Source organism: Cryobacterium sp. CAN_C2, from assembly GCF_015751745.1.
Taxonomy (GTDB): Bacteria; Actinomycetota; Actinomycetes; order Actinomycetales; family Microbacteriaceae; genus Cryobacterium.
Window position 1 is genome coordinate 124,554 of sequence record NZ_JADOUX010000002.1, and the last position, 24,990, is coordinate 149,543.

22 protein-coding genes are annotated in these 24,990 nt (G+C 66.9%); 11 read left to right on the forward strand and 11 right to left on the reverse strand.

The window, feature by feature from the left end; translation table 11 throughout:
• Positions 1–23: 23 nt before the first annotated feature.
• Positions 24–1,988 (reverse strand): M13 family metallopeptidase, encoded by a 1,965-nt coding sequence (locus IWX77_RS02190; protein ID WP_196842871.1) that lies wholly within the window; start codon positions 1,986–1,988, stop codon positions 24–26.
• A gap of 328 nt (positions 1,989–2,316) precedes the next feature.
• Between IWX77_RS02190 and IWX77_RS02195 the strand changes: the two genes are divergently transcribed.
• Positions 2,317–3,639 (forward strand): MATE family efflux transporter, encoded by a 1,323-nt coding sequence (locus IWX77_RS02195; protein WP_196843051.1) that lies wholly within the window; start codon positions 2,317–2,319, stop codon positions 3,637–3,639.
• A 62-nt stretch (positions 3,640–3,701) separates the two neighbouring features.
• Here the strand turns inward: IWX77_RS02195 and IWX77_RS02200 are convergent, their stop codons facing one another.
• The 3 genes from IWX77_RS02200 to IWX77_RS02210 are packed head-to-tail and all read right to left on the reverse strand — an operon-like array spanning position 3,702 to position 7,599.
• A complete protein-coding gene (locus IWX77_RS02200; RefSeq protein ID WP_196842872.1) occupies positions 3,702–4,928 on the reverse strand; it encodes an ABC transporter ATP-binding protein in 1,227 nt (408 codons plus the stop codon).
• Entirely contained in the window at positions 4,928–6,556 is a 1,629-nt protein-coding gene (locus IWX77_RS02205; protein ID WP_196842873.1) for an ABC transporter permease, read from the reverse strand. Before IWX77_RS02205 ends, IWX77_RS02200 begins: the two co-directional genes overlap by 1 nt.
• A 2-nt stretch (positions 6,557–6,558) precedes the next feature.
• Entirely contained in the window at positions 6,559–7,599 is a 1,041-nt protein-coding gene (locus tag IWX77_RS02210; RefSeq protein WP_196842874.1) for an extracellular solute-binding protein, read from the reverse strand.
• Positions 7,600–7,816: 217 nt separating this feature from the next.
• Between IWX77_RS02210 and IWX77_RS02215 the strand changes: the two genes are divergently transcribed.
• From IWX77_RS02215 to IWX77_RS02250, 8 genes are all read left to right on the forward strand, one after another.
• Complete coding sequence (locus tag IWX77_RS02215; RefSeq protein ID WP_196842875.1) at positions 7,817–9,037, forward strand: MFS transporter; 1,221 nt, start codon at positions 7,817–7,819, stop codon at positions 9,035–9,037.
• A 145-nt stretch (positions 9,038–9,182) separates the two neighbouring features.
• Complete coding sequence (locus IWX77_RS02220) at positions 9,183–10,481, forward strand: GAF domain-containing protein (protein ID WP_196842876.1); 1,299 nt, start codon at positions 9,183–9,185, stop codon at positions 10,479–10,481.
• A 114-nt stretch (positions 10,482–10,595) separates the two neighbouring features.
• Positions 10,596–11,456: a class II fructose-bisphosphate aldolase gene (locus IWX77_RS02225; RefSeq protein ID WP_196842877.1), complete on the forward strand. Its 861-nt coding sequence runs from the start codon at positions 10,596–10,598 to the stop codon at positions 11,454–11,456.
• 3 nt (positions 11,457–11,459) lie between these two features.
• Positions 11,460–12,251 (forward strand): HAD-IA family hydrolase, encoded by a 792-nt coding sequence (locus tag IWX77_RS02230; protein ID WP_196843052.1) that lies wholly within the window; start codon positions 11,460–11,462, stop codon positions 12,249–12,251.
• Positions 12,248–12,880, forward strand: a complete 633-nt coding sequence (gene dhaL, locus IWX77_RS02235) for a dihydroxyacetone kinase subunit DhaL (protein WP_196842878.1) — start codon at positions 12,248–12,250, stop codon at positions 12,878–12,880. Before IWX77_RS02230 ends, dhaL begins: the two co-directional genes overlap by 4 nt.
• Before the next feature lie 45 nt (positions 12,881–12,925).
• Entirely contained in the window at positions 12,926–13,921 is a 996-nt protein-coding gene (gene dhaK, locus IWX77_RS02240) for a dihydroxyacetone kinase subunit DhaK (protein ID WP_196842879.1), read from the forward strand.
• A 177-nt stretch (positions 13,922–14,098) separates the two neighbouring features.
• Complete coding sequence (gene nucS / locus IWX77_RS02245; RefSeq protein WP_196842880.1) at positions 14,099–14,794, forward strand: endonuclease NucS; 696 nt, start codon at positions 14,099–14,101, stop codon at positions 14,792–14,794.
• A gap of 113 nt (positions 14,795–14,907) precedes the next feature.
• Positions 14,908–15,576, forward strand: a complete 669-nt coding sequence (locus IWX77_RS02250; protein WP_196842881.1) for an HAD hydrolase-like protein — start codon at positions 14,908–14,910, stop codon at positions 15,574–15,576.
• A 108-nt stretch (positions 15,577–15,684) separates the two neighbouring features.
• Here IWX77_RS02250 and IWX77_RS02255 read toward each other — a convergent pair whose 3' ends face one another.
• From IWX77_RS02255 to IWX77_RS02265, 3 genes are read right to left on the reverse strand one after another with little or no spacing between them, the layout of a single operon-like run.
• Positions 15,685–16,695 carry an acetamidase/formamidase family protein gene (locus IWX77_RS02255; protein ID WP_196842882.1) on the reverse strand — a complete coding sequence of 337 codons (1,011 nt, stop codon included), beginning with the start codon at positions 16,693–16,695 and terminating at the stop codon, positions 15,685–15,687.
• The gene (locus IWX77_RS02260; RefSeq protein ID WP_196842883.1) at positions 16,692–18,146 is read right to left on the reverse strand and encodes an APC family permease; all 1,455 of its coding nucleotides are present in this window, start codon (positions 18,144–18,146) and stop codon (positions 16,692–16,694) included. Before IWX77_RS02260 ends, IWX77_RS02255 begins: the two co-directional genes overlap by 4 nt.
• Before the next feature lie 40 nt (positions 18,147–18,186).
• A complete protein-coding gene (locus tag IWX77_RS02265) occupies positions 18,187–19,293 on the reverse strand; it encodes an ABC transporter substrate-binding protein (RefSeq protein ID WP_297412830.1) in 1,107 nt (368 codons plus the stop codon).
• Between the two features lie 54 nt (positions 19,294–19,347).
• Here IWX77_RS02265 and IWX77_RS02270 point away from each other — a divergent pair, with 54 nt between their 5' ends.
• A complete protein-coding gene (locus IWX77_RS02270; protein WP_196842885.1) occupies positions 19,348–19,824 on the forward strand; it encodes a MarR family winged helix-turn-helix transcriptional regulator in 477 nt (158 codons plus the stop codon).
• Between the two features lie 11 nt (positions 19,825–19,835).
• Here IWX77_RS02270 and IWX77_RS02275 read toward each other — a convergent pair whose 3' ends face one another.
• The 3 genes from IWX77_RS02275 to hxlB form a co-directional block, all read right to left on the reverse strand.
• Complete coding sequence (locus tag IWX77_RS02275) at positions 19,836–21,170, reverse strand: NAD(P)/FAD-dependent oxidoreductase (protein ID WP_196842886.1); 1,335 nt, start codon at positions 21,168–21,170, stop codon at positions 19,836–19,838.
• Positions 21,171–21,248: 78 nt separating this feature from the next.
• Positions 21,249–21,872: a 3-hexulose-6-phosphate synthase gene (gene hxlA / locus IWX77_RS02280; RefSeq protein ID WP_196842887.1), complete on the reverse strand. Its 624-nt coding sequence runs from the start codon at positions 21,870–21,872 to the stop codon at positions 21,249–21,251.
• Positions 21,873–21,946: 74 nt separating this feature from the next.
• The gene (gene hxlB / locus IWX77_RS02285) at positions 21,947–22,531 is read right to left on the reverse strand and encodes a 6-phospho-3-hexuloisomerase (protein WP_196842888.1); all 585 of its coding nucleotides are present in this window, start codon (positions 22,529–22,531) and stop codon (positions 21,947–21,949) included.
• A 113-nt stretch (positions 22,532–22,644) separates the two neighbouring features.
• Between hxlB and IWX77_RS02290 the strand changes: the two genes are divergently transcribed.
• Entirely contained in the window at positions 22,645–23,544 is a 900-nt protein-coding gene (locus IWX77_RS02290) for a response regulator transcription factor (protein ID WP_196842889.1), read from the forward strand.
• A 260-nt stretch (positions 23,545–23,804) separates the two neighbouring features.
• On the opposite strand, the gene IWX77_RS02295 is transcribed toward IWX77_RS02290, so the two are convergent.
• On the reverse strand, positions 23,805–24,977 hold the full coding sequence (locus IWX77_RS02295; protein WP_196842890.1) for a glycoside hydrolase family 1 protein: 1,173 nt from the start codon (positions 24,975–24,977) through the stop codon (positions 23,805–23,807).
• Between the last annotated feature and the right edge of the window lie 13 nt (positions 24,978–24,990).

Here is a 24,990-nt window from a genome sequence, read left to right on the forward strand (position 1 = left end):
ACCCTCGACGGGGAACAGAAACGCTACCAGATGGTGACACGCTTCTCGGGGGCGAGCCAGAGGGCGTCCGCTTCGCCCACTTGGAACGCCTCGTAGAACGCGGGGATATTGCTGACGATCTGGTTGCAGCGATACTCGTTCGGCGAGTGCGGGTCGATAGCCAGCAAGCGGATGGCCTCAGCGTCGCGTAGCTTCATTTGCCAGGCCTGGGCCCAGGAGAGGAAGAAGCGCTTTTGCCCGGTGAGTCCGTCGATGACCGGGCTTTCTGCGCCGTTCAGCGAGAGCAGGTAGGCCTTCCAGGCGATGGAGAGCCCGCCCAGGTCGCCGATGTTCTCACCGATCGTGAGCGCACCGTTCACGGTGTTGCCCGGGATGGCCTGCGGTTCCAGGCCCTCGAATTGCGCGATGAGCGCGGTCGTGCGCAGCTCGAACGCGGTCTTATCGTCGGCGGTCCACCAGTCGATGAGGCGGCCGTCGCCGTCGTACTTCGAGCCCTGGTCGTCGAATCCGTGGCCGATCTCGTGGCCGATGACCGCGCCGATCGCGCCGTAGTTGGCGGCCGGGTCGCGCGCGTCGTCGAAGAACGGAAACTGCAAAATGGCGGCCGGAAAGACGATTTCGTTGAACCCGGGGTTGTAGTAGGCGTTGATGGTCTGGGGCGTCATGAACCATTCGTCGCGGTCGAGCGGCTTGCCGATCTTGCCGAGCTCCCGTTGAAACTCGAACTCCCCCGCGGCTCTGACGTTGCTGATGAGGTCGCCGGCGGTGATTTCGAGGCTTGAATAATCGCGCCACGTCACCGGATAACCGATCTTCGGGGTGAACTTACTGAGCTTTTCGAGCGCGCGACCGCGGGTCTCCTCGGTCATCCAGTCGAGGGTGGTGATGCTGTTTTCGTAGGCCGCAACGAGGTTGGCCACGAGCACATCCATGCTCGCCTTGGCGCTCGGCTTGAAGTGGCGCTCCACGTAGATGCGGCCGACGGCCTCGCCGAGTGCGCCCTCGACAAGCGAGACGCCGCGCTTCCACCGGTCGCGCAGCTGCGGGGTGCCACTCAGGGTACGACCGTAGAAATCGAAGTTCGACTCGACGAAATCGCTCGACAGATATGCAGCACTCGAGCGGATGACCTGCCACCGCAGCCAGTCCTGCCACGATTCAAGGCGGTCGTCGGTGAGGGTGGCCGCGAGGCCGGCGATGTAGCTCGGTTCGCGCACGACGACCTCCTCGAGGGCGCCGGCCGGGGCGTCGAGGCCGTCGAGCCAGAGGTCGACGTCGGCACCGGCGGCGAGCGCGGAGACCTGGCCCCAGGTGCGCAGGTTGTAGGTCTTCTCGCTGTCGCGCGTGGCCACCTTGTCCCAGTGGTGCGAGGCGAGTTCGGTTTCGAGGTCGAGCACGCGCCCGGCGCGTGCGGCGGCGTCTGCGAAACCGGCGAGGGTGAACATCCGCTCAAGGAACTCGCGGTATTTGGTGCGAATTTCGGCGAACTTCTCTTCGCGGTAATAGGACTCGTCGGGGAGGCCGATGCCGCCCTGCGCGATGAAGACGAGGTAGCGTTCGGGGTTGCCCGGGTCGTTGTCGACGTAGAGGTGGAACGCTCCGGCGACTCCGCCGCGTTCGAGGCGTCCGAGGGTGGCGAGCAGTTCGGAGATGGTGGTGACGGCGTCGACCGCGGCCAGGTCGCTCGTGAGCGGGGTGGCGCCGAGCGCTTCGATGCGTTCTTCGTCGAGAAAGCTCGTATAGAGGTCGCCGAACTTGCGCTCGAGGCTACCCGTCGGCGCGGTCTGCGCTTCAACGATAATCTCGCGTACGGCCTTCTCGGCGTCTTCAGCGAGCATCATGAAGGAGCCCCAGCGGGCCTTGTCGGCGGGAATCTCGCTGCGTGCGATCCATTTGCCGTTCACGTGCCGAAAGAGGTCGTCTTGCGGGCGCACCTTTGAGTCAAGTTCGTTCTGGTTGATTCCGGATTCAGTCGCCAGCTCAGTCATGCCCCCAGCCTATTCGCTCGCCACGAGAATTCGCTCTGTAAACGGGTCGCGCGAACGCCGCGCGCGACGCCCGCGCGCATATCTTCTTCAATCCGTTCAGCCGCTCCAGCGCGGTCGACCGGGTGAGCGCGCCCGGTATGGGTGAGCGCGCCAGCTAGAGGTGGCGCGGCGACCCGCAGCTGGCGCGGCGACGGCGCAGGGCGACTCGCCGCCCACGCGGCGACGGCGCAGGGCGACTCGCCGCCCACGCGGCGACGGCGCAGGGCGACTCGCCGCCCACGCGGCGACGGCGCACAAGGGGCCGCCGTAGAGTCGAACCATTAACATTCTGCGGGCACAGCCCATCGACCGGGACATTCTGCGGCTTGCCGTACCCGCACTCGGGGCCCTCGTGGCCGAGCCGATGTTTCTGCTGGCAGATTCGGCGATGGTCGGGCACCTCGGCACCACCCCGCTGGCCGGGCTCGGCCTGGCGAGCGCCGTGCTGCAGACCATCATCGGCCTCATGGTTTTTCTCGCCTACAGCACCACCCCGGCCGTGGCCCGCTGGCTCGGCGCCGGCGACACGAGAAGGGCGGTGTCGGTCGGCATCGACGGCCTCTGGCTCGCCGTGGGCCTGGGCGTCGTACTTGCTGCCGGCGGCCTGCTCGCCACTCCGGCGCTGGTCGGCGCGTTTGGCGCTGAGGCCGCGGTTACAGCGGATGCCGCCACCTACCTCGGCATCTCCATGTTCGGCCTGCCCGCCATGCTGCTGGTGTTCGCCGCCACCGGACTGCTGCGCGGCCTGCAAGACACCCGCACCCCGCTCTACGTGGCCGGGATCGGATTCGGCGCGAACGTCGCGCTCAACTACGTGTTCATCTACCTACTCGGCTGGGGAATCGCCGGGTCGGCTGTGGGCACCGTCGTTGCGCAGTGGGGCATGGTTGCGGTCTACCTCGTCGTGGTTGCCACACATGCCAGGCGCCACAGCGCTCCGCTGCGCCCGCACCGGGCCGGGCTGCTGCTCGGCGCCCGCAGCGGCGGCTGGTTGTTCCTGCGTACGCTCAGCCTGCGCGCCGCCATACTGCTCGCCGTGTTCACGGCCGCGCAGCAGGGCTCGCCCGAGCTCGCCGCCTTTCAGATCGCAATGACCCTGTTCGCGACGCTCGCCTTCGCCCTCGACGCCCTCGCGATCGCCGCCCAGGCCCTCGTCGGTCGCGGCCTCGGCGCCGGAGATGTCGAGGGAGTGCGCGCCGTGTTGCGCCGCTGCCTTGAGTGGGGCGTGCTCGCCGGCCTCGCACTCGCCGCCGTCGTGATCGGCACGAGCGGGGTGCTCGGGCACGCGTTCACCAGTGCCGAGGCTGTCACCTCGCTGCTGCCGCTGACGCTGATCGTGCTGGGGGCATCCGTTCCTCTCGGCGCGGTCGTGTTCGTGCTCGACGGCGTGCTCATCGGAGCCGGCGACGCCCGCTATCTCGCGCTGACCGGGCTGGTCAACCTCACCGTGTTCGTGCCGCTGGCCGCCGCGGTGCTGGTCTGGGCGCCGGCGGGCGAGGGCGGACTCGCCTGGCTGATGGCCGCGTTCGCCCTCGGCTACCTCGGCGCCCGCGCCGTGACCCTGAGCCTGCGCGCCCGCAGCGCGAAGTGGATGCTGATCGGCGCGCGTTGACTGTGCTGGTCGAGCCCGGTCACCCCTACTGATCGCCGATTCTGGCTGCTGGGCGGTTGCCGCTACCCGAGTGGGTAGGCGAGGGCGTTCTGGCGCACCCCGAGCGTCACGTGGGCGCCGAGCTGCGGCAGGGCGGGTGCGGCGATGCGAGCGCGCACCGGGGTCTTCGCTGTGTCAGCGAGGGCGAAGCTGACCAGGGCGTCGTGGCCGGCGTAGGCGATAGACGTGGCTACAGCCGGGGTTCGCCCCTCGGCCAGGGTCAGCCATTCCGGTCGCAGCAACACCCGGATGGGCGCTCCGGCGGCGGGCGCCGCCGGAGCGCCCATCCAGTCCGCCGCGAGCGAGCCGAGGGCGCAGTCGACGCGGCCGTCTCGCCAGAAGCCATCAAGCTCGACGGTATCGCCGACGAAGCCGGCCACCCACGGGTCGACCGGCCGTTCGTACACGTTGGACGGGGTACCGAACTGCAAAATCTCGCCACCGCGCATCACGGCCACGAAGTCGGCGAGGGAGAGCGCCTCTTCCTGGTCGTGCGTGACGAGCAGGCTCGTGTTGTGCTGGCCGCGCAGCAGGGCTGCCACCTCGGTGCGCAGCGCCGAACGTAGCAGGGGGTCGAGGGCAGCGAAGGGTTCATCGAGCAGAATCAGGTCGGGGCGCGGGGCGAGCGCGCGGGCCAGCGATACCCGTTGCGCCTGGCCGCCCGAGAGCTGCGCGGGGGCGCGATCGACGAGTTCGGCCAGGCCGACCAGGGTGGCGAGCTCCATGATGCGGCCCGCGCGGCTGTTCTGGCGGTCGTTGCTGGGGCTCACCGTCGCCGCGGCGAGGGGGCTGGTGGGCGCTGGCGCACCAGTCCGTAACGCGGCGGGGCGGGTGCGGGATACCCGCCCACGGCGCGTGAGGCCGGCGAGCAGACCGGCCACTGGCCCGAGAGCTTTGCCGGGTTCGCAGTACAGATCGTCGCTCGGCTTCGTGCGCGGCAGCCCAAAGCCGATGTTCTCACCGACGGTGAGGTGCGGAAAGAGGGAGGCGTCTTGTGGAACCCAACCCATTCCGCGTTTCTCCGGTGCGCGCTGCAGGCCGGGGCCGGTGACGAGGCGTCCGCCGACCGTGATCGTACCGGCGGTGACCGGCAACAGGCCCGCGACCGCGCGCAGGAGGGTGGTCTTGCCGCATCCACTGGGGCCGAGAACCGCCACGAGGCAGCCGCGCGGAATGTGCAGACTGACGCCATTGAGCACCCGCGTCTCGCCATAGGCAACGCGGAGCCCCTCGATCGCAACCCAACCCACTAGTTCTCCCTTGCCGTACCGCGGATGCCCGAGAGCAGCACCGCGGGCACCATCGCCACGAGCACGAGCGCCGCCGCGTAGGGCGCCGCTGCGCCGAACTCGAACATGGCCGTGCGACTCCACAACTCGGTCGCGAGCGTCGACACGCCCGTCGGCCGCAGCAACAGCGTCGCTGGCAATTCTTTCATGGCGGAGATGGCCACGAGCAGTGCCCCAATCGCGATGCCCGGTAGAGCCAGGCGCGCGGTCACCCGCCACCAGGCCTGAAACGGCGACAGGCCGAGCATGCGCGCGACGTCGCCGAGGCTCGCCGGCACCGCCGCGATACCGCTGCGCGTACTGCCGATGGCTCGCGGCATGAACAGTACGACATAGGCGAAAACCAGAACGACCGACGTTTGGTAAAACATCGGCACGGCGGCGAGCGCGAAGAAGACAAGGGAAAGGCCCACGACGATGCCGGGCAGGGCGTGGCCGAGAAAGCCGACGGCTTCGATCACCGCGACCAGCCGACCGCGGTAGCGGGCCGCGAGGGCGGCTATCGGCAGCGCCACGAGCACGGCCACCACGGCCGCGGTGAGGGCGAGGGCGAGGGTCGCGCCGATCGCTTCAAACAGCCGGGGCACGTCGATGGCACGCAGGGTTTCGGCTGCGAGCAGTCGGCTGAGCAGGCCGACCACGGGAACGACAACCCCGGCCAGCGGCGCGGCGAGAAGCACCGCGAGATAGAGGGCACCCGTTTTTCCGGGCGCGCGCGCCGGGATGGTGCTGCGACCGGGAACACGGTCGACCTGGCGGCGAGTGCGGCGTTCCCCCGCCACAACCACGAGAGCGAGCACGACGAGCACGAGCGCGAGCAGGGCGGCCTGGTTGCGGTCAAAGCTCGCGCCGTAGGCGGCATTGATACCCCAGGTGAGCGTCTGAAAGCGCAGCATCGAGACGAGCCCGAAGTCGCTCAGCGAGTAGAGGCAGACGAGCAGAGCACCGGCGACCGCGGCCGGGCGAATCTGCGGCCAGGTGGCGGCCGCGAAGGCGCGCAACGGACCGCGGCCGAGCGTGCGAGCCACAGATTCGAGATCAGCGGATGCCCCGCGCAGCGCAGCCGCGACCGGCAGCGTCACGTAGGGGGTGCAGACCATCGTCATGACCAACCAGCTGGCCCAGAAGCCGTTGAGGCTGGGAAACCAGACCAGCCAGCCGTACGCGGCGAGGTAGCTGGGAACCGCGAGCGGCAGCGCAGACACCAACAGCAACGTGCGCTGGAAAGGCAGGCGAATGCGAGTGAGGATCCACGCGCAGATCGTGCCCAGCACGAGGCACGACAGGGTGACAGCGGCGGCGAGCAGCACCGTGTTGACCGTGAGCTGCAGCACCCGCGGGCGCACGAGGGTCGCGAACAGTTCGGTCAGCCCGGCCTCGCTGGTGCGGGCCACGAGATAGACGAGCGGGATGGCCGCCGTCGCGGCGCACAGCGCGGCGAGCGCCAGAAGCCAGGGTGGCGCGCCGAAGCGAAACCGGGCAGGTGAACGTGGCTGGGCCGCGGCATCCGCTGTGCGGGGCCCCGAGGAGGGGTGAGCGACGGTGGGTAGGGCACGGCTACCGACCGGAGCCCGCACCCGTGAATTCACTCTTAGATCAGGCCGTGCTTGCCGAGAAGAGCCTGGGTGTCTGCGAGGGTGTCCAGATCGGCGAGGTCGAGGTCGAGGTTGACGAGGGAGTCGAGCGCTGGCAGGCCGAGCGGGGCTTCGATGCCGGCGATCAGCGGGTACTCGTACGTCTCGTCGACGAAGTACTGCTGTGCCTCGGCGCCCACGAGGTAGTCAATGAACTTGAGCGCGTCGGCATCCGCTGCGGCACCGGCGAGCAGGCCGGCCCCGGTGACGTTGACGATCGAGCCCGCGTCGCCAGCCTCGGGGTAGGAGAGCTGGGCGCGCATATTGGCCTCTCCGGTTTCGGCGGCCTGAGCGAACCAGTAGTAGTGGTTGATGAGTCCGGCCTCGATGACCCCATTGTTGACGGCGGCGAGAATGGCACGGTTGTTGTCGAAGATGACCGGGTCGTTGGCAGCGATGGCCGTGACCCAGGCGTCGGCGGCTTCCTCTCCGTTGAGCACCCGATAGGCGGTGACGAAGGCCTGGAAGCTCGCGTTGGTCGGCGCTATGCCGAACTTTCCGGCCCAGGCCGGGTCGGTGAAGGCGTCAACGCGTGAAGGCACATCGGCCGCTTGCAGGGCCTCACTGTCGTAGGCGATCACGCGGGCACGGCCTGTGACGCCGACCCAGGTGCCATCGGTCGAGGTGAATCCGGCCGGGACTGCGTCGGTCGTTCCGGCGGGCAGCGTCGCGAACAAGTCGGCGTTGGCCAGAGCGCCGAGCGCGCCGGCGTCTTGCGCGAGAAAAACCTGGGCGGGGGTGGCGTCGCCCTCCTCGAGCAGCAGTGCGCCGAGTTCGGCGGTGTTGCCGTAGCGCACCTCGACGTTGATGCCGCTGGATTTCTCGAATTTATCGATGAGCGGCTGCACGAGCGCTTCGTCGCGCCCGGAGTACAACGTGAACGCGCCGTCACTGGTGGCCTCGGCCGTTGACGAGGGCTCGGCGGCCTGCGTGCAGCCGGCGAGGGCGAGAACGGTGGCGCCGGCAACGAGAGCGGCGACAGAGAGGGGGATTCGCATGGGACTCCAGAGATGTGGGGCGTGACCGACCAAGGTAAGGCTACGCTAACCTGCACCGCGGCGCGAATCGGGGCGGCTGGGCAGCTTCAGCACGTGGGGCCTTACCGGCGGCAACGGTGGAACACCACGCTCTCGACCGGTATTCGTTGTACCGTTGAAGCACCACCCATCCGCTGCCCCGGCTTGCCGCACGCCGCCTGAGAAACCCGTGAGCCCGATGACCTCCCCTATCTCCCCGGCGGCGATCTCCGGCACCCGTTCGGCCCTGATCGGTTGGCGCAACGCCGTGTTCGCCGTGTTCTTCGTGGCCGGGCTCGGCCTGGCCAGCTGGATGTCGCGGGTTCCCGCCGTGCGCGACGGCCTCAGCCTCGATACCGCGCAGGTCGGTATCCTCATCTTCGGGCTCTCGGCTGGCTCGGTTATCGGCTTGCTGATCGCCGCGGGCCTGCTCGCCCGCCTCGGCGCACGCCGGGCCATGCTGTTCAGCGTCTCCCTGTCGGCCACCGGGCTCGTGCTCATGGGCACCGGGGTCAGCCTCGTGCCCGCGGCTCCGTTCGTTTTCGCGTCCCTCGCCATCTTCGGAATCGGCATTGGGTCCCTCGACGTCATGATGAACGTCGAGGGCGCGGCGGCCGAACGCGCCATCGGCCGCACGCTCATGCCACTCATGCACGCTTGCTTCAGCCTCGGCACGGTGGCCGGGGCACTTGGCGGCGCCGCCGCATCCGCGTGGCAGGTCTCGGTGTTCTGGCACCTGGTGGTCATGGCGGTGCTGGTTCTGGGCACGATCGTCGTGGCGGTGCGGTTCATTCCAGCCGCCACCCCGACCGGTGAAACAACGGATGCCCCGCAGCTCGCCTGGCGCGAACGCCTGCAGGGCAGTCTTACCGTCTGGCGGGACCGCAAACTGCTGCTGATCGGGGTCATTGTGCTCGGCATGACCTTCGCCGAGGGGTCAGCCAACGACTGGCTGGCCCTCGCCTCGGTCGACGGACACGGCCTCAGCAACACCGACGGAGCCATCGTGTTCGGCGTGTTCGTTGCCGCGATGACCGTGGGCCGCGTGATTGGTGGGCCCGTGCTCGACCGGTTCGGCCGGGTGCCTGTGCTGCGCGCCTGCGCCGTTGTCGGCATTGCGGGGCTCGTGCTGTTCATTCTCGCGCCGAGCACCCCGCTCGTGTTCGTCGGCACCGTGCTCTGGGGCCTCGGCGCCTCGCTCGGGTTTCCGGTGGGCATGTCGGCGGCCGCCGACGACACCCAGAACGCCGCCGCGCGGGTGAGCGCCGTGGCCATCATCGGCTACTTCGCCTTTCTGGTCGGGCCGCCGGTGCTCGGCCTGCTGGGCGAGGCGTTCGGCATCCTGAACGCTCTGTTGCTGATCCTGGTGTTGATGGTGCTCGCCGGGGTGGCCGCGCCGGCGGCGCGGGCGCGCTCCTGAGTCGGCGCTCTGGGTGCTTTGTGCCGCACCGGGCCCGGAACGGCGGCAGCGCGGGTGGTTCCCAGCCACATCGAAGCACCGGCCAATAAGATGCGCTTTGTTTCCGGAACCAGGTCTTGCTTTCACACTCAGAGACGAGAAATCGATGGCCCCGATCCCTCCCGCCGCGCCGACCACGAGCGACACACTGACCGATGCCCCTCGACCGCAGCCCGACCGGCCCGGCGACGGATTGGCCGTGTTCCTGGCCGAAGGCCGGGCCGGCGACGCGGGGCTCGGACCGCTGCTGGAGCGGATTCTACTGAGCGCCGCCCAGTTGCTCGGGTGCGGCATGGGATCGATCTGCACCATCGATGAGACCGCTCAGGTCTACCGTAAGGAGGTGGACCTCGGCGCCGAGTGCCGGGTGGGCCAGGTCTTCTCGCTCGATGAAGGCGTCACCGGAGCGGTCGTGCGGGCCGGCGGAGCGGTCGTCTTCAACGAGTACTCGGAAGTGCCGGGAGGTCATCTCGGCCAGGATGACGCCCGCTACCAACGGCCGGTCATCGGTGTGCCGATCCGGCTCGAGTCAGGTCTCATCGGCGCCTGCGTGGTTTTCGCGAATTCTTCGGAACGCCTGTTCACCAGCCAGGACGCCCGGATGCTCGAACTCTTCGCCGCCCAGGCGGCCAGCGCTATCGCAACGTTCCGTCTACACACGGTCGCCGCCGAGCTCAGCAACACCCTGGCCGAGCTGCACCGGACCGAGCGAAACGCGCTGACGCACGGTTTCGGTCTGCCGGGAGGCGACAGCCCGTCTCCAGTGTCGCCCGTGAGTCTGAGGGCGACACGCCCCCATCGGGTACTCGTCCTGCATGGGCAACCGGTGATCCGGGCCGGTCTGGTGCACCTGCTCACGCAGGACGGAGCGGGGATCGAGGTGGTCGCCGAGTCCAGCGATGCGGCGGGGGCGCTGTTTGCGGCCGGGCACCTGCAGCCCGATGTCATTGTCACCGACATCGATCTGCTCGACCTGCCCGGCACGGACCTGATCGAGTCGCTGGCCCGCACCAGTCCGGGCACGGCCGTGGTTCTCCTGGTCGGAGACCCGCACGACGTACGAATACGTCGCGCGGCCCACTCCGGCGCTCGGGGATTCCTGAACCGGTCCGCCGACGGGCCGTCGCTCGTGCGAGCCGTCAGCTCAGCCGCCGCCGGGGACGCCGTGCTCTCCGGCTGCCTGGTGGATAGTTGGGGTGAAGCCGCGGCCGATCCCGACCATCTCACGTCCCGCGAGCGTGAGGTGCGCCGGCTCGTAGAGCGCGGGTTCCGAGACAAGCAGATCGGCGTCGAGCTCGGCATCTCGGTGAAGACGGTTGAGAATCACGTCGGAACCATCCTGCGCAAGACCGGGGCGGCCAACCGCACGATGCTGGCCGGGCTGGCCCATCCGCACGATTCCTGAACGGGTGCCTCGCGTCCCGTTCCTCGGGGATTCCCCCCAGCCGGGCGAGGAGAACCCCTGATAGCGCGCCAGACAGGTGCGGGGCTAGCGTGATGGCGAGCCAAAGGGGCTGTCGTGCCAGTTGTTTCCCTGAAAGAAATCGTCGATCGGGCGTTCGATTCCCGCTACGGGGTACCCGCCGTCAATGTGTTCAACGACCTCACCATGCAGGGCGTGCTCGATGCGGCGGTCGGGGTGCGCTCCCCGGTCATCGTGCAGACCTCGGTCAAGACCGTCCGATCGATCGGCGCGAAGGTGCTGTTCGCAATGTGGGAGTCGATGACCGCCGACATCGATATTCCTGTGGCGCTGCACCTCGACCACTGCCCCGACCGCGACGTGATCAGCGAGTGCCTGGCCATCGGCTGGAACTCGGTGCTCTTCGACGCGTCCGAGCTGCCGGTGGCCGAGAACCAGCGCCAGACCATCGAGGTGGTCAAGGAGGCCCGGGGCTACGGCGCCCATGTCGAGGGCGAGATCGAATCCATTACCGGTGTCGAGGACGGCGTCGGTTCCGAGCAGGCGGCGGCGCGGCAGACCCTCGACGTCTCTCTCGCTTTCATCGAGGCGACCGGTGTCGACGTGTTCGCTCCGTCGATCGGCAACGCCCACGGCGTGTACAAATCCGAGCCGACGCTGGACTTCGACCGGGTGAGCGACCTGGTGGCGGCGCATCCGCTGCCCATCGCCCTGCACGGCGGCAGCGGAATGACGGATGCGCAATTCCACGATCTGATCCAGCGCGGCTGTTCCAAGGTGAACATCTCCACCGCGCTCAAGATGACCTACCTCCAGTCCACCCTGTCCAACCTGCGGCTTGCCGAACAGGCCGACAAGTGGGACCCACCGACACTCTTCCGCGCCGTGAGTGGCGACGTCGTGGAGCTCACCTCGGGCCTGGCCCGCACGTTCGGCTCTGCCGGCCGGGCGTGGTGAGTGATGCCGGCGCTCATCTTCGACTGCGACGGCGTGCTCGCCGACACCGAACGCCACGGACACCTACCCGCCTTCAACGCCACCTTCGTGGAATTCGGCTTGCCCGTGCAGTGGAGCGAAGAGGAGTACGCCGAGAAGCTGCACATCGGCGGCGGCAAGGAACGCCTCACCAGCCTGCTCACCCCGGAATTCGTGCAGGCGGCCGGACTGCCCACGGACCCCGCGGAACAACGAGAGGCGGTCGCCTCCTGGCACCGGCGCAAGACGCAGATCTACACCGACCTCATCGCCTCCGGAACGCTGCCGGCCCGCCCGGGTATCGCCCGGATCGTCGACGAAGCTGCTACCGCCGGGTGGATGCTCGCGGTCGCCTCGACCTCGGCCGAACCCTCCGTGCGGGCGGTGCTGCAACATGCCGTCGGCCCGTCGCTGGCCGCACAGTTCCAGGTTTTCGCGGGGGACATCGTGGCCGCCAAGAAGCCCGCCCCCGACATCTACGTCTACGCCCTCGAGAACCTCGGCCTGACCGAGGATGAGGCCATCGTCATCGAGGACAGCAACAACGGACTGCGTGCCTCCTGCGCCGCTGGCCTGCGCACCGTCGTCACCGTGAGCAGCTACACAGCCGATGAGGACTTCGAGCCTGCCGCCCTCGTGGTTTCCTCGCTCGGCGACCCGGACGGCGAATCTGCGATCGTGCTGCGCTCGCGCGCCGGCGTGGTGCCGCACGGGTTCGTGACGCTGGACGACGTCTTGTCCATACTGCGCTCCCCCAATCAGGAGGAAGAATCATGACCACCTCTCAGGACACAACGGAATTCGTCGTGCGCAGCATCGCGGAAGAAGCACTCGAGAACGAGAAGTACTTCGGTGAACTCGACTCGGTCGTGGGCGACGGGGACTTCGGGTACTCCCTGGCCCGCGGGTTCGAGGTCGTGCTGTCCGGCTGGGACGACGTCGACCGCTCCGACCCCGGAGTCTTCCTGAGCAGGATCGCGATGGTCATCACCAGCACCATCGGCGGCACCTCCGGTCCATTGTGGGGCACGGCGTTCCTCAGAGCCGGGACGCAGCTGAAAGGCCTGAACGAGATCACCTCGGTGAACACCGTTGCTGCCCTGCGCGCGGCCATCGAAGGCATCAAGTATCGCGGCAGGTCCGATGTCGGCGACAAGACCCTCCTCGACGCGCTCGTTCCCGCGGTGGACGCGCTCGAGGTTGCGCTCGCGGCCGGGGACGACGCGAAGACGGCGCTCGACAAGATGGCGTACGCCGCCCGGGAAGCCGCCGAGGCCACCAGCAGCCTCCAGGCACGGCGCGGCCGCGCGAGTTACACCGGCGAGCGCAGCATCGGTTCACCCGACGCCGGCGCCATTGCCGTCGCCGTGCTGGCCGAGCGCCTCGCCCGAACCTGGCGGAGCTGACCCGTTACGCCCAACCATCCGATCCGACAATGACGTGGAGACACCATGAAAAAGTTCATCAACGACCCCCAGCAGTTCGTCCCTGAGATGCTCGAGGGCATCGCGCTCGCGAACCCCGACACCCTGCGCTATGTTCCGGAGTACCACCTCATCCATCGAGCCGATGCCCCCAACCACGACAAGGTCACCATCATCCAGGGCTCGGGCTCCGGCCACGAGCCGGCCCACGTGATGACGGTCGGCAAGGGAATGCTTGATGGCGCGTGCCCCGGGGACGTCTTCGCCGCTCCGCCGATCGACTACATCATCGAGTCCACCAAGCTCCTCGCCTCCGACAAGGGGGTGCTGCTCCTGGTCAACAACTACACCGGCGACCGGATGGCGTTCGAGATGGCAGAGGAAGTGTCCAGCGCAGACGGCATCACCGTGCGCACGCTGTTCATCGACGATGACGTGTCGGTGCAGGACTCCACCTACACCGTCGGCCGCCGCGGGGTGGCCGGCAACTTCTTCGTGATGAAGGCCGTCGGAGCCGCCGCGGAGACCGGGGCCGACCTCGCCGAGCTGGTGCGCATCGGTGAGAAGGTCAACTCGGTCACGCGCACCATGGGCGTCGCACTGACAGCGTGCACCCCGCCCGCCCGTGGCGAACCGCTGTTTCAGCTCGGCGTCGACGAGATCGAGATCGGTGTCGGCATCCACGGCGAACCCGGACGGCGCCGGGCCAAGTGGATGCCCGCCGACGAAATCGTGGACGAGTTGCTGGGCGCCATCGTTCCCGATCTTCCGTTCGTCAGCGGAGACCGTGTCGCCGTGATGGTGAACGGTCTGGGCGGCACCCCGATCAGCGAGTTGTACATCCTCTACGGGATCATCCACAAGCGCCTGACCGCGCTCGGAATGACCATCGGCCGCAACTATGTCGGCGAGTACTGCACCTCCCTGGACATGGCCGGAGCCTCGATCACCCTGGTGCGGCTCGACGACGAGATCGAGACCCTGCTCGCCGCTCCGGCGGAGATCGCCATGCGCGTCTTCTGATTTGCCCGACCCGGGCCACGGCATGATCTTCGCCGGAGTCGGGGCGCTCTGACCCCGGTCCGGTGCATCCGTTCATACGTCCACGAACATGCGCCGGGCTCGGGCCCGAAACCGGTGCCGATGCCGATACGGCCCCGCGGTTCGCGGGGCCGGCGCTCAGCCGGTTAAACTCGACCAGTGCGCCTTGTAATTGCGAAATGCTCCGTTGACTATGCCGGAAGGCTCAGCGCGCATCTGCCGCTCGCCACCCGCCTACTGATGATCAAGTCCGACGGGAGTGTGCTCGTGCACTCCGACGGCGGCTCCTACAAGCCGCTCAACTGGATGAGCCCACCCTGCTCGGTCACCATCTCCGCGCCCGACAGCGATCAAGCGGATGCTGGCATCACCGCCCTCTGGACGGTCACCCACGCCAAAACCGCCGACCAGCTCGTAATCAGCGTCTACGACGTGCAACACGACTCCGCGCACGAGCTCGGCATCGACCCCGGCCTGATCAAGGATGGCGCCGAGTCGCACCTGCAAAAGTTACTGGCCGAGCACATCCACTTGCTCGGTGAGGGATTCACCTTCGTGCGCCGCGAATACATGACGGCCATCGGGCCGGTCGACATCCTCGCACACGATGCCGCCGGCCAATCCGTCGCGGTCGAACTCAAGCGCAACGGCGATATCGACGGCGTCGAACAGCTCACCCGCTACCTCGAACTGATGAACCGCGACCCGCATGTGGCGCCGGTCAGCGGGGTTTTCGCCGCGCAGACGATCAAGCCACAGGCCCGCACGCTGGCCGAGGATCGCGGCATCCGCTGCCTGCTGCTCGACTACGACGCAATGCGCGGCCTTGACGACACGGCCTCGAAACTCTTCTAAGCCCCATCGGTCCCATCGGTCCCATTGGCGGCATTGGCGGCCAAGCCGTGCAAAAGCTGAGGAAAAATGGGCAAATGGGGTATATTTCCTGCCGACAGCCTAGGCTGTGCCGAATGAACGCAACATTGACGCGCAACTGGAGCGCCATCCTCTTCGACCTCGACGGAACCATCACCGATTCCGCCCCGGCGATCATTAGCTCGTTGACCCGCACCTTTGCACTGCTCGGCCGCCCCGTTCCCTCGGCTGCCGAGCTGCTCGCCTATGTCGGCCCGCCGATGCTCGATGCCTTTCAGGAATACGCGGGCATGACCCCCGACGAAGCCGTGGAGGCCATCACCGTCTACCGTGCCGAGTACCACGGCGCCGCCGCGCTGGACACGGCCGTTTTTCCGGGCATCGCGGGCCTCCTCGAGCGCATCCACGCGGCGGGAATTCCGCTCGCCCTCGCCACCAGTAAGCCTGAGCTGAGCGCGATCGCTATTCTCACGCACTTCGATCTCGCCCAGTACTTCACGGCCACCGTCGGCGCCTCCGCTGATGACACCCGCAGCAGCAAGTCCGACATCGTCGCCGAAGCCCTGGCCCGCCTCGCCGCGACCGGCGTCGACACGAGCGGTGCCGTCATGGTCGGCGACCGCAGCTACGACGCCATCGGCGCCGAGGCCAACGGCATTCCGGCGATTCTGGTGGAGTGGGGCTACGGCTCCCCCGCCGAAGCTGCGGCGGCGACGGCCGTGGTGCACTCGACCGACCAACTCGGCAAGCTGCTGCTCGGCTAGCCCGTGCCAGCGCACTGACAGCAAAGCCAGTGCGCCGACGACCGTCACGATCTTCTGGACGAAGCCCACCAGAGCGCCACCGGATCGATCAAGGGATCTCGTGACCGCCTACTGGGAAGCCGAATATTCCGCCGCCAGAGCACGCAGCCGGTCGTGAATGCCTCCGAAGACCTCGGCCTTCTTCAGGGTCCACTTGGGGAGCTTGGCTACCATCGTATAATTCGGATCGCAGACATTGGCCGCAGGGGCAAGTCCCATCTGACTCACCAGTTGATAGGCATCCAAAGTGTCCAGACCCGTCAGCTCCGATGTCCAGCCGACCAGGTCCTTCTGGCTGATCCGAAAAGCATCCTCCAACGGGCGAGCTGAACCGGTACTCATGATGAAGTCATCGCTTTCGAGCCGAGGCCACGGGATCGCTGACCCCTTGATCAGATCAATCGCAATGACCGAATTCATTGCGGATTCCAGCCCGGTTCCACAGACCTCACCCTCACCCTGACGAGCGTGGCCGTCACCGAGCGACAGCATCGCCCCAGCCACGTTCACAGGAAGGTACAGAGTTGTACCCGCCCTCGCTTCGGGAGTGTCCATGTTGCCGCCGTGGGTCGAGGGAGTCACGACCAGCCGCACCTCACCACTGGCCGGGGCGACACCCACCGTGCCGTGCATCGGATCGAGGGGTAGGGCCAGCGTGAAGTCCGAGTTCTGAGCCCGAAAAGTGGCCGTCCAGGCCTTCAGATCGATGTCATAGAACCAGACACGCTCTTCGAGCGGTTCGTGCAGCATCGCCGTCTCATGCGTCGCCGACAACGCACCGAAAAACGGAAATGTGCTCGAAATGGCATAGGAACGCGCGGGAATGATCGAGACGAAATGCACGGCCAGAACATCGCCAGGCTCGGCTCCCAGCACCTCGATCGGTCCAGACACCGGATTGAGCTCAGCGAAGGGCACGATCTGACTGGGAACGTCATGCGGTTTCGTCACTCGGCCACCAAAACAGTCCTCCGTGCTCACCTCAACGATGTCACCCGGGCGAACGCTCAGTAGGGGCTCCCGACCGCCAAAAACGTAGGAATACTGATCGGGCCGTGGGTTGAGCGAGTGAATCGTCACGGTCTGCGCGCCTCCATAGATGCGGGCAGCTCCGGAGGCAGGGGAGTTTTCATTCGTCCCGTGCGGTAGACGCCGATGGCCACAATGATGCCTATGACCAGCCAGACGATACCGAGAACCTGAGCGGACGCTCGCGCGTTATAGAGCACGCCGACCAGGATAGCGAAACCCACAACGGGGAAGATGAGGTGCACGAACCACCGTCGAGACTTCTGCTTGACCACGAACCACCACACGACGGACACGTTGAGTAACAGGAATGCGGTCAGCGCCCCGAAGTTAACCAGCGCCGCAATGGCGCCTAGACCGTCAGGGAGGACGGTCAGGTAAAGACCGAGAATAAGCGAGATCGCAGCCACCAGAATGGTCGCGTTCACCGGCACGCTGTGCCTCGCGCTGACCTTGCTGAGAAACTTGGGCAGCTGGCGATCGCGGGCCATGGCGTAGAGCAGACGGGAGGTCGCAGCCTGAGCGACGAGCGCGTTAGCGAAACCCCAAGCTAAAGCCGTTGAGGCGGCCGTGAGAATGAACATGACCGTTCCGCCGGCAGTCTCGGCGGCGCGATAGAACGCGACGCCGGTGGGGTCGCCGTTTTTTAGCAGTGCAGCGGGGTCTTCCACCAACATCGAGGCGACCCAGGTCTGAACGACGAAGAGAACGCCGACGACGATCAGCGCGGCAATCATCGAGCGGCCGATCGATTTGCTCGGGCCCGCGTTCTCCTCGGCCAGGGTAGAAATGCCATCAAACCCGAGAAAAGACAGGACCGCGATCGACGCAGCGCCGAAAAGCAGCGGCAGTGAGAACGTGTCGGTGTTGAAGAACGCATCAAAGCTAAAGCCCTGGCCTTTTCCCTGGGCGAGCGCGGCAATGCCCACGACGAGGAAAATCGCCAGAACCACGAGTTCTAACACCAGCATGACCTTATTGACGCGCGCGGTGAGTTGCATGCCGAGGTAGTTGATGACCGTGTTCAAAACGATGAAGGCAACCAGCCAGGCCCAGAGCGGAACCTGCGGAATGATGCCGTTCATCGCGATCGCAGCCGCCAGATACAACAGGGTGGGAATGAGGACGTAGTCCAGCAGGATCATCCACCCCGCGATGAAACCCACCGGCCGGGCGATCCCACGGCCGGCGTAGGTGTAAACGGAGCCGGCCATAGGAAAGGCCTGCGCCATTTGCGAGTACGAGTTGGCCGAGAACATCATTGCCAACAAGGCGATGATGTAGGCCAGGGGCGCCATCCCGCCCGAGTCGTGAAAGACGCCACCGAAAATCGCGAACGGTGCGATCGGCACCATAAAAATCAACCCGTAGATCATGAGGTCGCTGAACTTCAGCGTACGTTTGAGCTCCTGGGTGTAGCCGAATTGTTCGATGCCCGAAATTTCGGTGCTTTCCGGGTTGGCCGGGCCGGTCGTCGCGCTCACGCGGTATCCAATCGTCATTGAACAGAGAATCTATTTCCAGGTGGAAACTTTCAATAGGCTACACCTGCGCGAACGTGCCGACGACGTCAAAGTCGGTGCCCACGGCGCGCGCCAATCTCATCGGCTGTCGTTGCAGACCCTGCCCGTGAATCATCGGCGGGGGAACAGGAGCAGCGCCGTCGGAAAGCAAGCGCTCGGCTTTTTCAAAAAAGGGGCGAGCGCCCCCGCCGGCGCCGCCGCACAGGGCGGCCAGCAGGTGCACACCATCGTAAGAACCCTCGGCATAGGAACCGGGCAGTGGCGCGGTGTGACCGAACCGTGCGACGTAGGACTCCAGCAGGCGCTGATGCCGATCGTCATCCTGACGGATGAACGATGGCATCACGGAATAGAGTTCGCCGCTGTTGTCCCCACCAGCGGCTACCAGACAGTTTTCGTCGAGCGCCGTCGATAGTCGCACAAAAGCATCCCCGACATCCAGTTCGGTGATCCCGCGATGAAACACGATGCCGTCACGGCCAACGAGGGAGACCAAAATTGCGTCGGCGCCACCGCGCCGCGCCGCCTCGACGAGTTCCTCCACGTCGACGTGTCCCAGCGGCACAAGTCGATTCAGCACGACACGGTGCCCGAGGTCGTGCAGCATTCGAGAGGCCGCGGCATGCACCTGCCTCGGCCAGACATAGTCACTTCCGATGAGCGCCCAGCGCGTAATCTTACGATTACGAGCCAGCCAGGCCATCGGTTGGCGAAGCTGCCCATTGGGATTGCTGCCAAGAAAGATGGATCCCGAGCGCGCACCGCTGAATTCGTGTGGCGGGGTGAAAATGTAGGGAACGCGATCGGCCACACGAGAACCGACGGCGGTTCGAATATTGGAGGTGTGCGTTCCGACCAGCCCAGCGATGAGCCCTGCCCCCACGAGCAGGTCGACTTCACGAGCCACTGCGGCCGGGGTCGCGCCCGCGTCAACGAGCACGAGCTCCACGGCTGCGTTGCTGCGCGCGCTCACCTCTTCGGCCGCGAGGAGGGCGCAATTGATGATCGCCGGTCCAACGATTCCCATGACACCCGACAAGGGAGCGAGGAGGGCGACGCTGAACGTCCGCGGTACGGGGCCGCGCAGAAACATTTCACCCGAGAGTAATAGGCTAACGGTCGTCATCACGTGTCCAGTATGCGTGATCGGCGATACTGTGACTGCGACGGGAGGATACGTATGACCCAGGCAGTGGGGAATGGAAGCCTGCAGGAGGGGTTCTCGGCACCCCTGGCGGGGCTCATCGGCGCTTTGACCGACCTCGAACGGCAACTCACCCAGGGGTTGAACCTTGCCCTCTCCGAAGAGAACACCACGCTCGACCAGTGGCGCATTATGGAAGCCCTTGCGCGGCTCGATTCACCCACCATGGGTGACCTAGCCGAGGTATCCGGCATGGCCAACGCTACCCTGAGCCGTACGGTCGATTCGTTGGAAGACGCGGCCTCTGCCTTTCGGCTGCCGACCGTTTCCGACCGGAGACGAATTACGGTGCATTTGTCCGACCACGGAACCCAACGGTTGGTTCGGGTGCGGGAGATCATCGCCGCTTGGGAACGCTCCACCGAGGGCAAGCTAGGTGTCGATGACGCCGCCGCCCTTGTCGCGGCCGCGCACGTAGTCACCCGGCGGCTCAGGGCGGCTCCCGGCGATTAGAGCAGAAGGCCCTAGGAGTCGAAGCCGAGGCCCAGGGCGTCGAGGGATTTCAGCAAAACGTTGCGGTGACCCCGGTTGTGGTCGGCACGATTGAGCGCCCAACGAGTCGCCTGAATTCCAGCGGATGCGATCGGTTCCGGCAGGAACGGCAGCGGACGGCCCCGCACCATGGCCAGTTCAGTGCGCTCCGTGGTACGGCCGGCCAGCTGGTCGAGCATGACGTGGGCCGCGAAGTGGGTCGCGCCCACGCCGAGGCCGGTGAATCCGGCGGCGTAGCTGATGCGTCCGCTGCGGGCCTGGCCAAAGAATGCGCAGAACTGGGTCGAGGTGTCGATGGCGCCGGCCCACTTGTGGCTGAAACGCGCCCCGGCCAGCTGCGGAAACGTCGTGAAGAAGTGGCTCGCGAGCTTCTCGAAGGTCTCCGGCCGGTTCTCGTAGCCGCTGCGCACCTTGCGGCCGTAGTGGTACACGGCGTCATAGCCGCCGAACAGAATTCGGTTGTCGGCGCTCAGTCGGTAGTAATGAAACTGGCTGGCCAGGTCGGCGAGGCCCTGCCGGTTTCGCCAGCCGATCGCGGCGAGCTGGCTCGCATCGAGCGGTTCGGTCATCAGCACGTAGTCATAGACCGGCACGGTGGCGAGTTTGTTGCGCTTGAGCAGGGAGGGAAAGACGTTCGTGGCGAGGGCTGTTCGCTGGGCGGTCACGGTGCCGCCCGTGCTCACGACCTTTGTACCCTGGGCTGCGGTGAGTCCCGAAGTGTCGAGGTTCTGCACGAGCGAGTGCTCGAAGATCTCGACACCCGGCTCGGTGGCCACGCGTGCCAACTCGGCGGCGAGTTTGCCCGGATGCACGAGGGCGTTGTTACGCCGATGCCAGACGCCCGCCAAACAGGTCGGTGAGGCAACCTCGGCGCGCACGGCCGCAGCATCGAGAAACACGGTGTCCTCGTCGGTCGTCTCCTCGCGCAGCCACTCAATCTGGTGTTCTTCGATGGCGAGGTCACTGGCGCCGGTGCGCTCGAAATCGCGGTCGAGGCCGAGGCCGACCACGGCCCGCTCAATCTCGTCGAGGTTTTCGTGGCCGAGCTCTGTCAACCGATCGATCTCCTGGGGGCAACGACTGCGCCCATTCTCTTCGTTGTGGGTCAGGCTGGCCTCGCAGAAGCCGCCATTTCGACCGGATGCCACCCAACCGACCGTGCGGGCCTCCAGCAGCACCACCCGGGCGGCCGGATTCTGCTGCTTGGCCAACACCGCGCTCCACAGGCCGAGGTAGCCGCCGCCGACGATCGCGAGGTCGCAGTCGAGGTTGCCCGAGAGCGGCGGCCACCGACGCTGCACAGGCATCCGCTCTGCTGCTGCGCCCCCCGCCCGCACAGAAGTGCCGCCCCGCACGAGCGGGACGGCACCAGAAAATGCCTGAGATCAGATGATTGCGGCGCGCAGAGCGGCAGCGGCGGCAGCCGGGTCCTCGGCGCCGTAGATTGCTCCGCCGGCGACGGCAACGGATGCCCCGGCGCGCTGCACCGACTTGATGGTCGCGATGCTCACGCCACCGGCGAGCGAGAAGGGAACCTTGGCGGTTTCGCCCTGGCTCAGTAGCTTCTCGAACGAGAATCCGGGCTCGGCCTGCTCGTCGAGCCCGGCGTGCATCTCCACGAACTGGGCGCCGAGTGCGATGACCTCGCGGGCGCGAGTAACCTTGTCGGCGACCCCGATCAGGTCGACGACGATGCCCTTGTCGTGCTTGGTCGCGGCGGCGACGGCACCGATGATGGTGCTGTCCCCGGCCGTACCGAGCACGGTCACGAGGTCCGCGCCGGCTGCGAAGGCGATGCCGGCTTCGAGCTCGCCGGCATCCATCGTCTTGAGGTCGGCGAAGACGATCTTGTCGGGGTGGGCCGCCTTGATCGCGGTGACGGCGCTCAGGCCCTCGGCCTTGATCAGTGGCGTGCCGAGCTCGATGATGTCAACGTGCGGGGCAACCTGCGCGGCGAGCGCGAGAGCTGCTTCGGTGGTCAGTACGTCCATTGCTACCTGAAGCTTCATGGGGTTCTACTTTCTATTGGGTTCAGTCTGTTGGGTTCAGTGGTTTTTGCGGCCGGGCCCGGGCCCGGAGGGTATTATTCGAGGTTTGCGTGGCGCGGCCAGAGCTGGTCGGCCGTGGCCCCGCTCGCTTGCCAGAGGGTGTGAAACAGGGCGTCGCCCACGAGCAGCACGGCCTGCTCGAACAGGCCACCCGAATACTGGGCCGAGACCTGCCCGGCGTGGTCCTGTTTGGCAGCCGCCGGAATGACCACGGTCACCGCCGCGACCTGCCCGAGCGGCGACTCGGGCGCCGTGGTGAGCGCGACGATGCTCGCATCGACGCTGTGAGCCTTTTCGGCGGCGCGCACAATGGCGTCCGTCGTGCCGGATCCGCTCGCGGCCAGCAGCACATCACCCGCCGCGATTGCCGGGCTCGTCACCTCACCGACAACGTGCACCGTGAGACCGAGGTGCATGAGCCGCATCGCCGTCATTTTCAGCGCCAGCCCGGAGCGACCCGCCCCCAGCACGAACACCCGCGGCGCCGCCGCGAGCAGGGACGCCGCGTCATCCAGCACTGAGGCGGATGCCGACCGCAACGCGTCGACGACGCGGCTGTTCTCGGCGACAATGAGGCCGAGGGCATCCGCTGCTGTTGGGGTGGTGGTCGTTTCGGTCATAGGTCAATACTCCACTCCTTCGAGCGGGACCGCGGCCCGTCAAAAGGACAGTTTTCCTACCCGAACGAATGGCTGTGGACAGGCCGCCGGGATGGTTCGGATAGGCTGGGGGCATGACGCTTTCCACTTCTTCACCTGCGCGCGCTGCGGCCCCCGAGCGCACGAAGCAGCCGGACTCCACCGTGCAGACCGTGCAGACCGTGCAGACCGTGCAGACCGCGCGCACCGCGGCCGCCGAACGCTCCAAACTCATCGCCGACCTCACTGACGCGCACGCGACCACACTGGAATCCCTACTCGCCGTGCTGCGCTCGAGCAGCACGAGCGACACCGCTGCCCGCCAGAAGGCGACCGAGCTCGCCGCCGCCGCGATGGTCGCGCTGCGCGCGGTGAGCGACCTCGATCGCAGCCTCACCGAGGAGCCGGTGGCCCGGGCCTTCGAACGCCTGCGCGACGACCTGCGTCCGCTCGTGCGCTTCGGCGACCTCGACGTGCAGTTCATCGAGCCGCCGGTCAACGGCCGCGCGCTGCCCGGCGAGGTCGCCCACGAGGCCCGGGCCATCGTACGCGGCGCCGTGCTCGCCCTGGTCGAGCAGACCGGTGTCGCGCGGGTGCGCGTGCAGTGGGACTGTGACGGGAGCAACCTGCTCATTCGCATTCGCGACGACGGACCGGGTGACCTCGACGCTGAGGTGCCGAGCGTGCGCCAGCTGGCCGCCCGTGTCGTCGCCCTCAGCGGAACGCTCAACGTGGAGGCGACCGCCGGTTGGGGATCCGAGATGGCCGTGTCGCTGCCGCTCGACGCACCGCCGGCCCCCGTCACGGGCGCTGCCGCCTGGGGCCTCAGCCCGCGCGAGCGCGGTGTACTCGAACTCGTGGCCTCGGGCGCCCGCAACAAGGCGATCGCCGAAACGCTCACGATCAGCGAGAACACGGTGAAGTTTCACGTGGCCAACCTGCTGCGCAAGGTCGGTGCCTCGACCCGCGCAGAGCTGGCCTCCCTCGCTCGCTGAGCCTCCCCGTCCGGCCGATGCGCTGAACGGATGCGCCGCGCCCATTCACCGCGCCAGTTGCCGGTGGTCGCGCCACCTATAGGTGGCGCGGTGACCGGCAACTGGCGCGGTCACCCGTAACGGGCGCCACGATCTGGGAGTTCGGGAAAAAGAAGGCCGGCACGGGTCGGACACCGTTCTTGGTCTTGTTGAGGCCGCCCAAATCGAAGCTGCACTCCGTGCTGGAGAATCTTCCACAGGAATTGTTCGTTTCAGGCGACCTAGACGAGCGCGTTCGCCCGGGCGACCCCGCCCAGCCAGGCCAGGCTCGGCTTCGGCGTGCGCACGAACGTCTCACGGTCCACCGCGATGAGCCCGAACGTCGGCCGAAAGCCACTCGCCCATTCGTAGTTGTCGAGGGCGCTCCAGTGCTCGTAGCCGAGCACCTCGATGCCGTCCTCGATCGCGGCGTGCAGGCCGCGCAACGCGGCGTCCGTGTAGGCAATGCGGCGGGTGTCGTCGGCGGTCGCGATGCCGTTCTCGGTCACGAACACCGGCACGTGCTCGGTCAGCTCCCACGCGGCACGCACGCCGAGTTCGAGCGCGGGCGGAAAGTACTCCCAGCCGGTGAGCGTCGTCTCCACGTCGTCGCGCACCGGAATCGGGCCGTTGGGCCCGATGAAGGTGCGTGTGTAGGCCTGCACCCCGATAAAGTCGTCGCCCCGGGCGTTCTCGAGGTACCAGTCGTCGCTCGGGTAGGCGTACTCGCGCAGTTTCTCGTCGGCGCCGGGTTCCCCGGTGGAGTGGAACGCCTGGGTGGCGACCGTCCAGCCGCTCTTCAGCCCCGAGATGGAAGACAGCACCTCACGCGAGGCTTTATGGGAGGCGAGCAGGGCATCCGCTACCTCTAAATCGGGTCGGGGCAGGCCGAACGCGACGAGATTTGCGGCGGTCTCGCCGCCGGCGAGCATCGCGGCGATATTGGGTTCGTTGATGGTGCAGACGTAGTCCACGTCGGCCACGATCGGCAGCGCCGCCTCGGTGAAGCGCGCGAACAGGTCGGGGGCGTCGGGGTTGCGCCAGAAACCCTGGGCGAACATCCACTGCGGAACGGTGAAGTGCAGCAGTGACACGACCGGGTTGAGGCCGAACTCGAGGGCGGTGTCGACCATCCGCCGGTAGTGGTCGATCTCGGCGCGCGAGACGAAGCCGCGCTCGGGTTCGATGCGGCTCCATTCCACGCTGAACCGGTACGACCCGAGGCCGGCGTCGGCGAGCAGCCGCATATCTTCGCGGTAGCGGTGATAGCTGTCCGTCGCGTCGCCGCTCGGCTCGACGATGCTCGTGCCGGCGGCGTGTTCCTTGACCCACCAGTCATTGTTCGTGTTGTTGCCCTCCACCTGGTGTGCGGCCGTTGCGGCGCCCCAGAGAAAACCGTCGGGAAAAGTCAGCATGGTGCTCCTAGCT

Excerpts from the sequence above, each read along its gene's own strand:
- IWX77_RS02190 (WP_196842871.1), bottom strand. The coding sequence starts at position 1,988 with ATGACTGAGCTGGCGACTGAATCCGGAATCAACCAGAACGAACTTGAC.
- IWX77_RS02210 (WP_196842874.1), bottom strand. The coding sequence starts at position 7,599 with ATGCGAATCCCCCTCTCTGTCGCCGCTCTCGTTGCCGGCGCCACCGTT.
- IWX77_RS02215 (WP_196842875.1), top strand. The coding sequence starts at position 7,817 with ATGACCTCCCCTATCTCCCCGGCGGCGATCTCCGGCACCCGTTCGGCC.
- IWX77_RS02220 (WP_196842876.1), top strand. The coding sequence starts at position 9,183 with ATGGCCCCGATCCCTCCCGCCGCGCCGACCACGAGCGACACACTGACC.
- IWX77_RS02230 (WP_196843052.1), top strand. The coding sequence starts at position 11,460 with ATGCCGGCGCTCATCTTCGACTGCGACGGCGTGCTCGCCGACACCGAA.
- dhaL (WP_196842878.1), top strand. The coding sequence starts at position 12,248 with ATGACCACCTCTCAGGACACAACGGAATTCGTCGTGCGCAGCATCGCG.
- dhaK (WP_196842879.1), top strand. The coding sequence starts at position 12,926 with ATGAAAAAGTTCATCAACGACCCCCAGCAGTTCGTCCCTGAGATGCTC.
- IWX77_RS02250 (WP_196842881.1), top strand. The coding sequence starts at position 14,908 with ATGAACGCAACATTGACGCGCAACTGGAGCGCCATCCTCTTCGACCTC.
- IWX77_RS02260 (WP_196842883.1), bottom strand. The coding sequence starts at position 18,146 with ATGACGATTGGATACCGCGTGAGCGCGACGACCGGCCCGGCCAACCCG.
- IWX77_RS02265 (WP_297412830.1), bottom strand. The coding sequence starts at position 19,293 with ATGACGACCGTTAGCCTATTACTCTCGGGTGAAATGTTTCTGCGCGGC.
- IWX77_RS02270 (WP_196842885.1), top strand. The coding sequence starts at position 19,348 with ATGACCCAGGCAGTGGGGAATGGAAGCCTGCAGGAGGGGTTCTCGGCA.
- IWX77_RS02275 (WP_196842886.1), bottom strand. The coding sequence starts at position 21,170 with ATGCCTGTGCAGCGTCGGTGGCCGCCGCTCTCGGGCAACCTCGACTGC.
- hxlA (WP_196842887.1), bottom strand. The coding sequence starts at position 21,872 with ATGAAGCTTCAGGTAGCAATGGACGTACTGACCACCGAAGCAGCTCTC.
- hxlB (WP_196842888.1), bottom strand. The coding sequence starts at position 22,531 with ATGACCGAAACGACCACCACCCCAACAGCAGCGGATGCCCTCGGCCTC.
- IWX77_RS02290 (WP_196842889.1), top strand. The coding sequence starts at position 22,645 with ATGACGCTTTCCACTTCTTCACCTGCGCGCGCTGCGGCCCCCGAGCGC.
- IWX77_RS02295 (WP_196842890.1), bottom strand. The coding sequence starts at position 24,977 with ATGCTGACTTTTCCCGACGGTTTTCTCTGGGGCGCCGCAACGGCCGCA.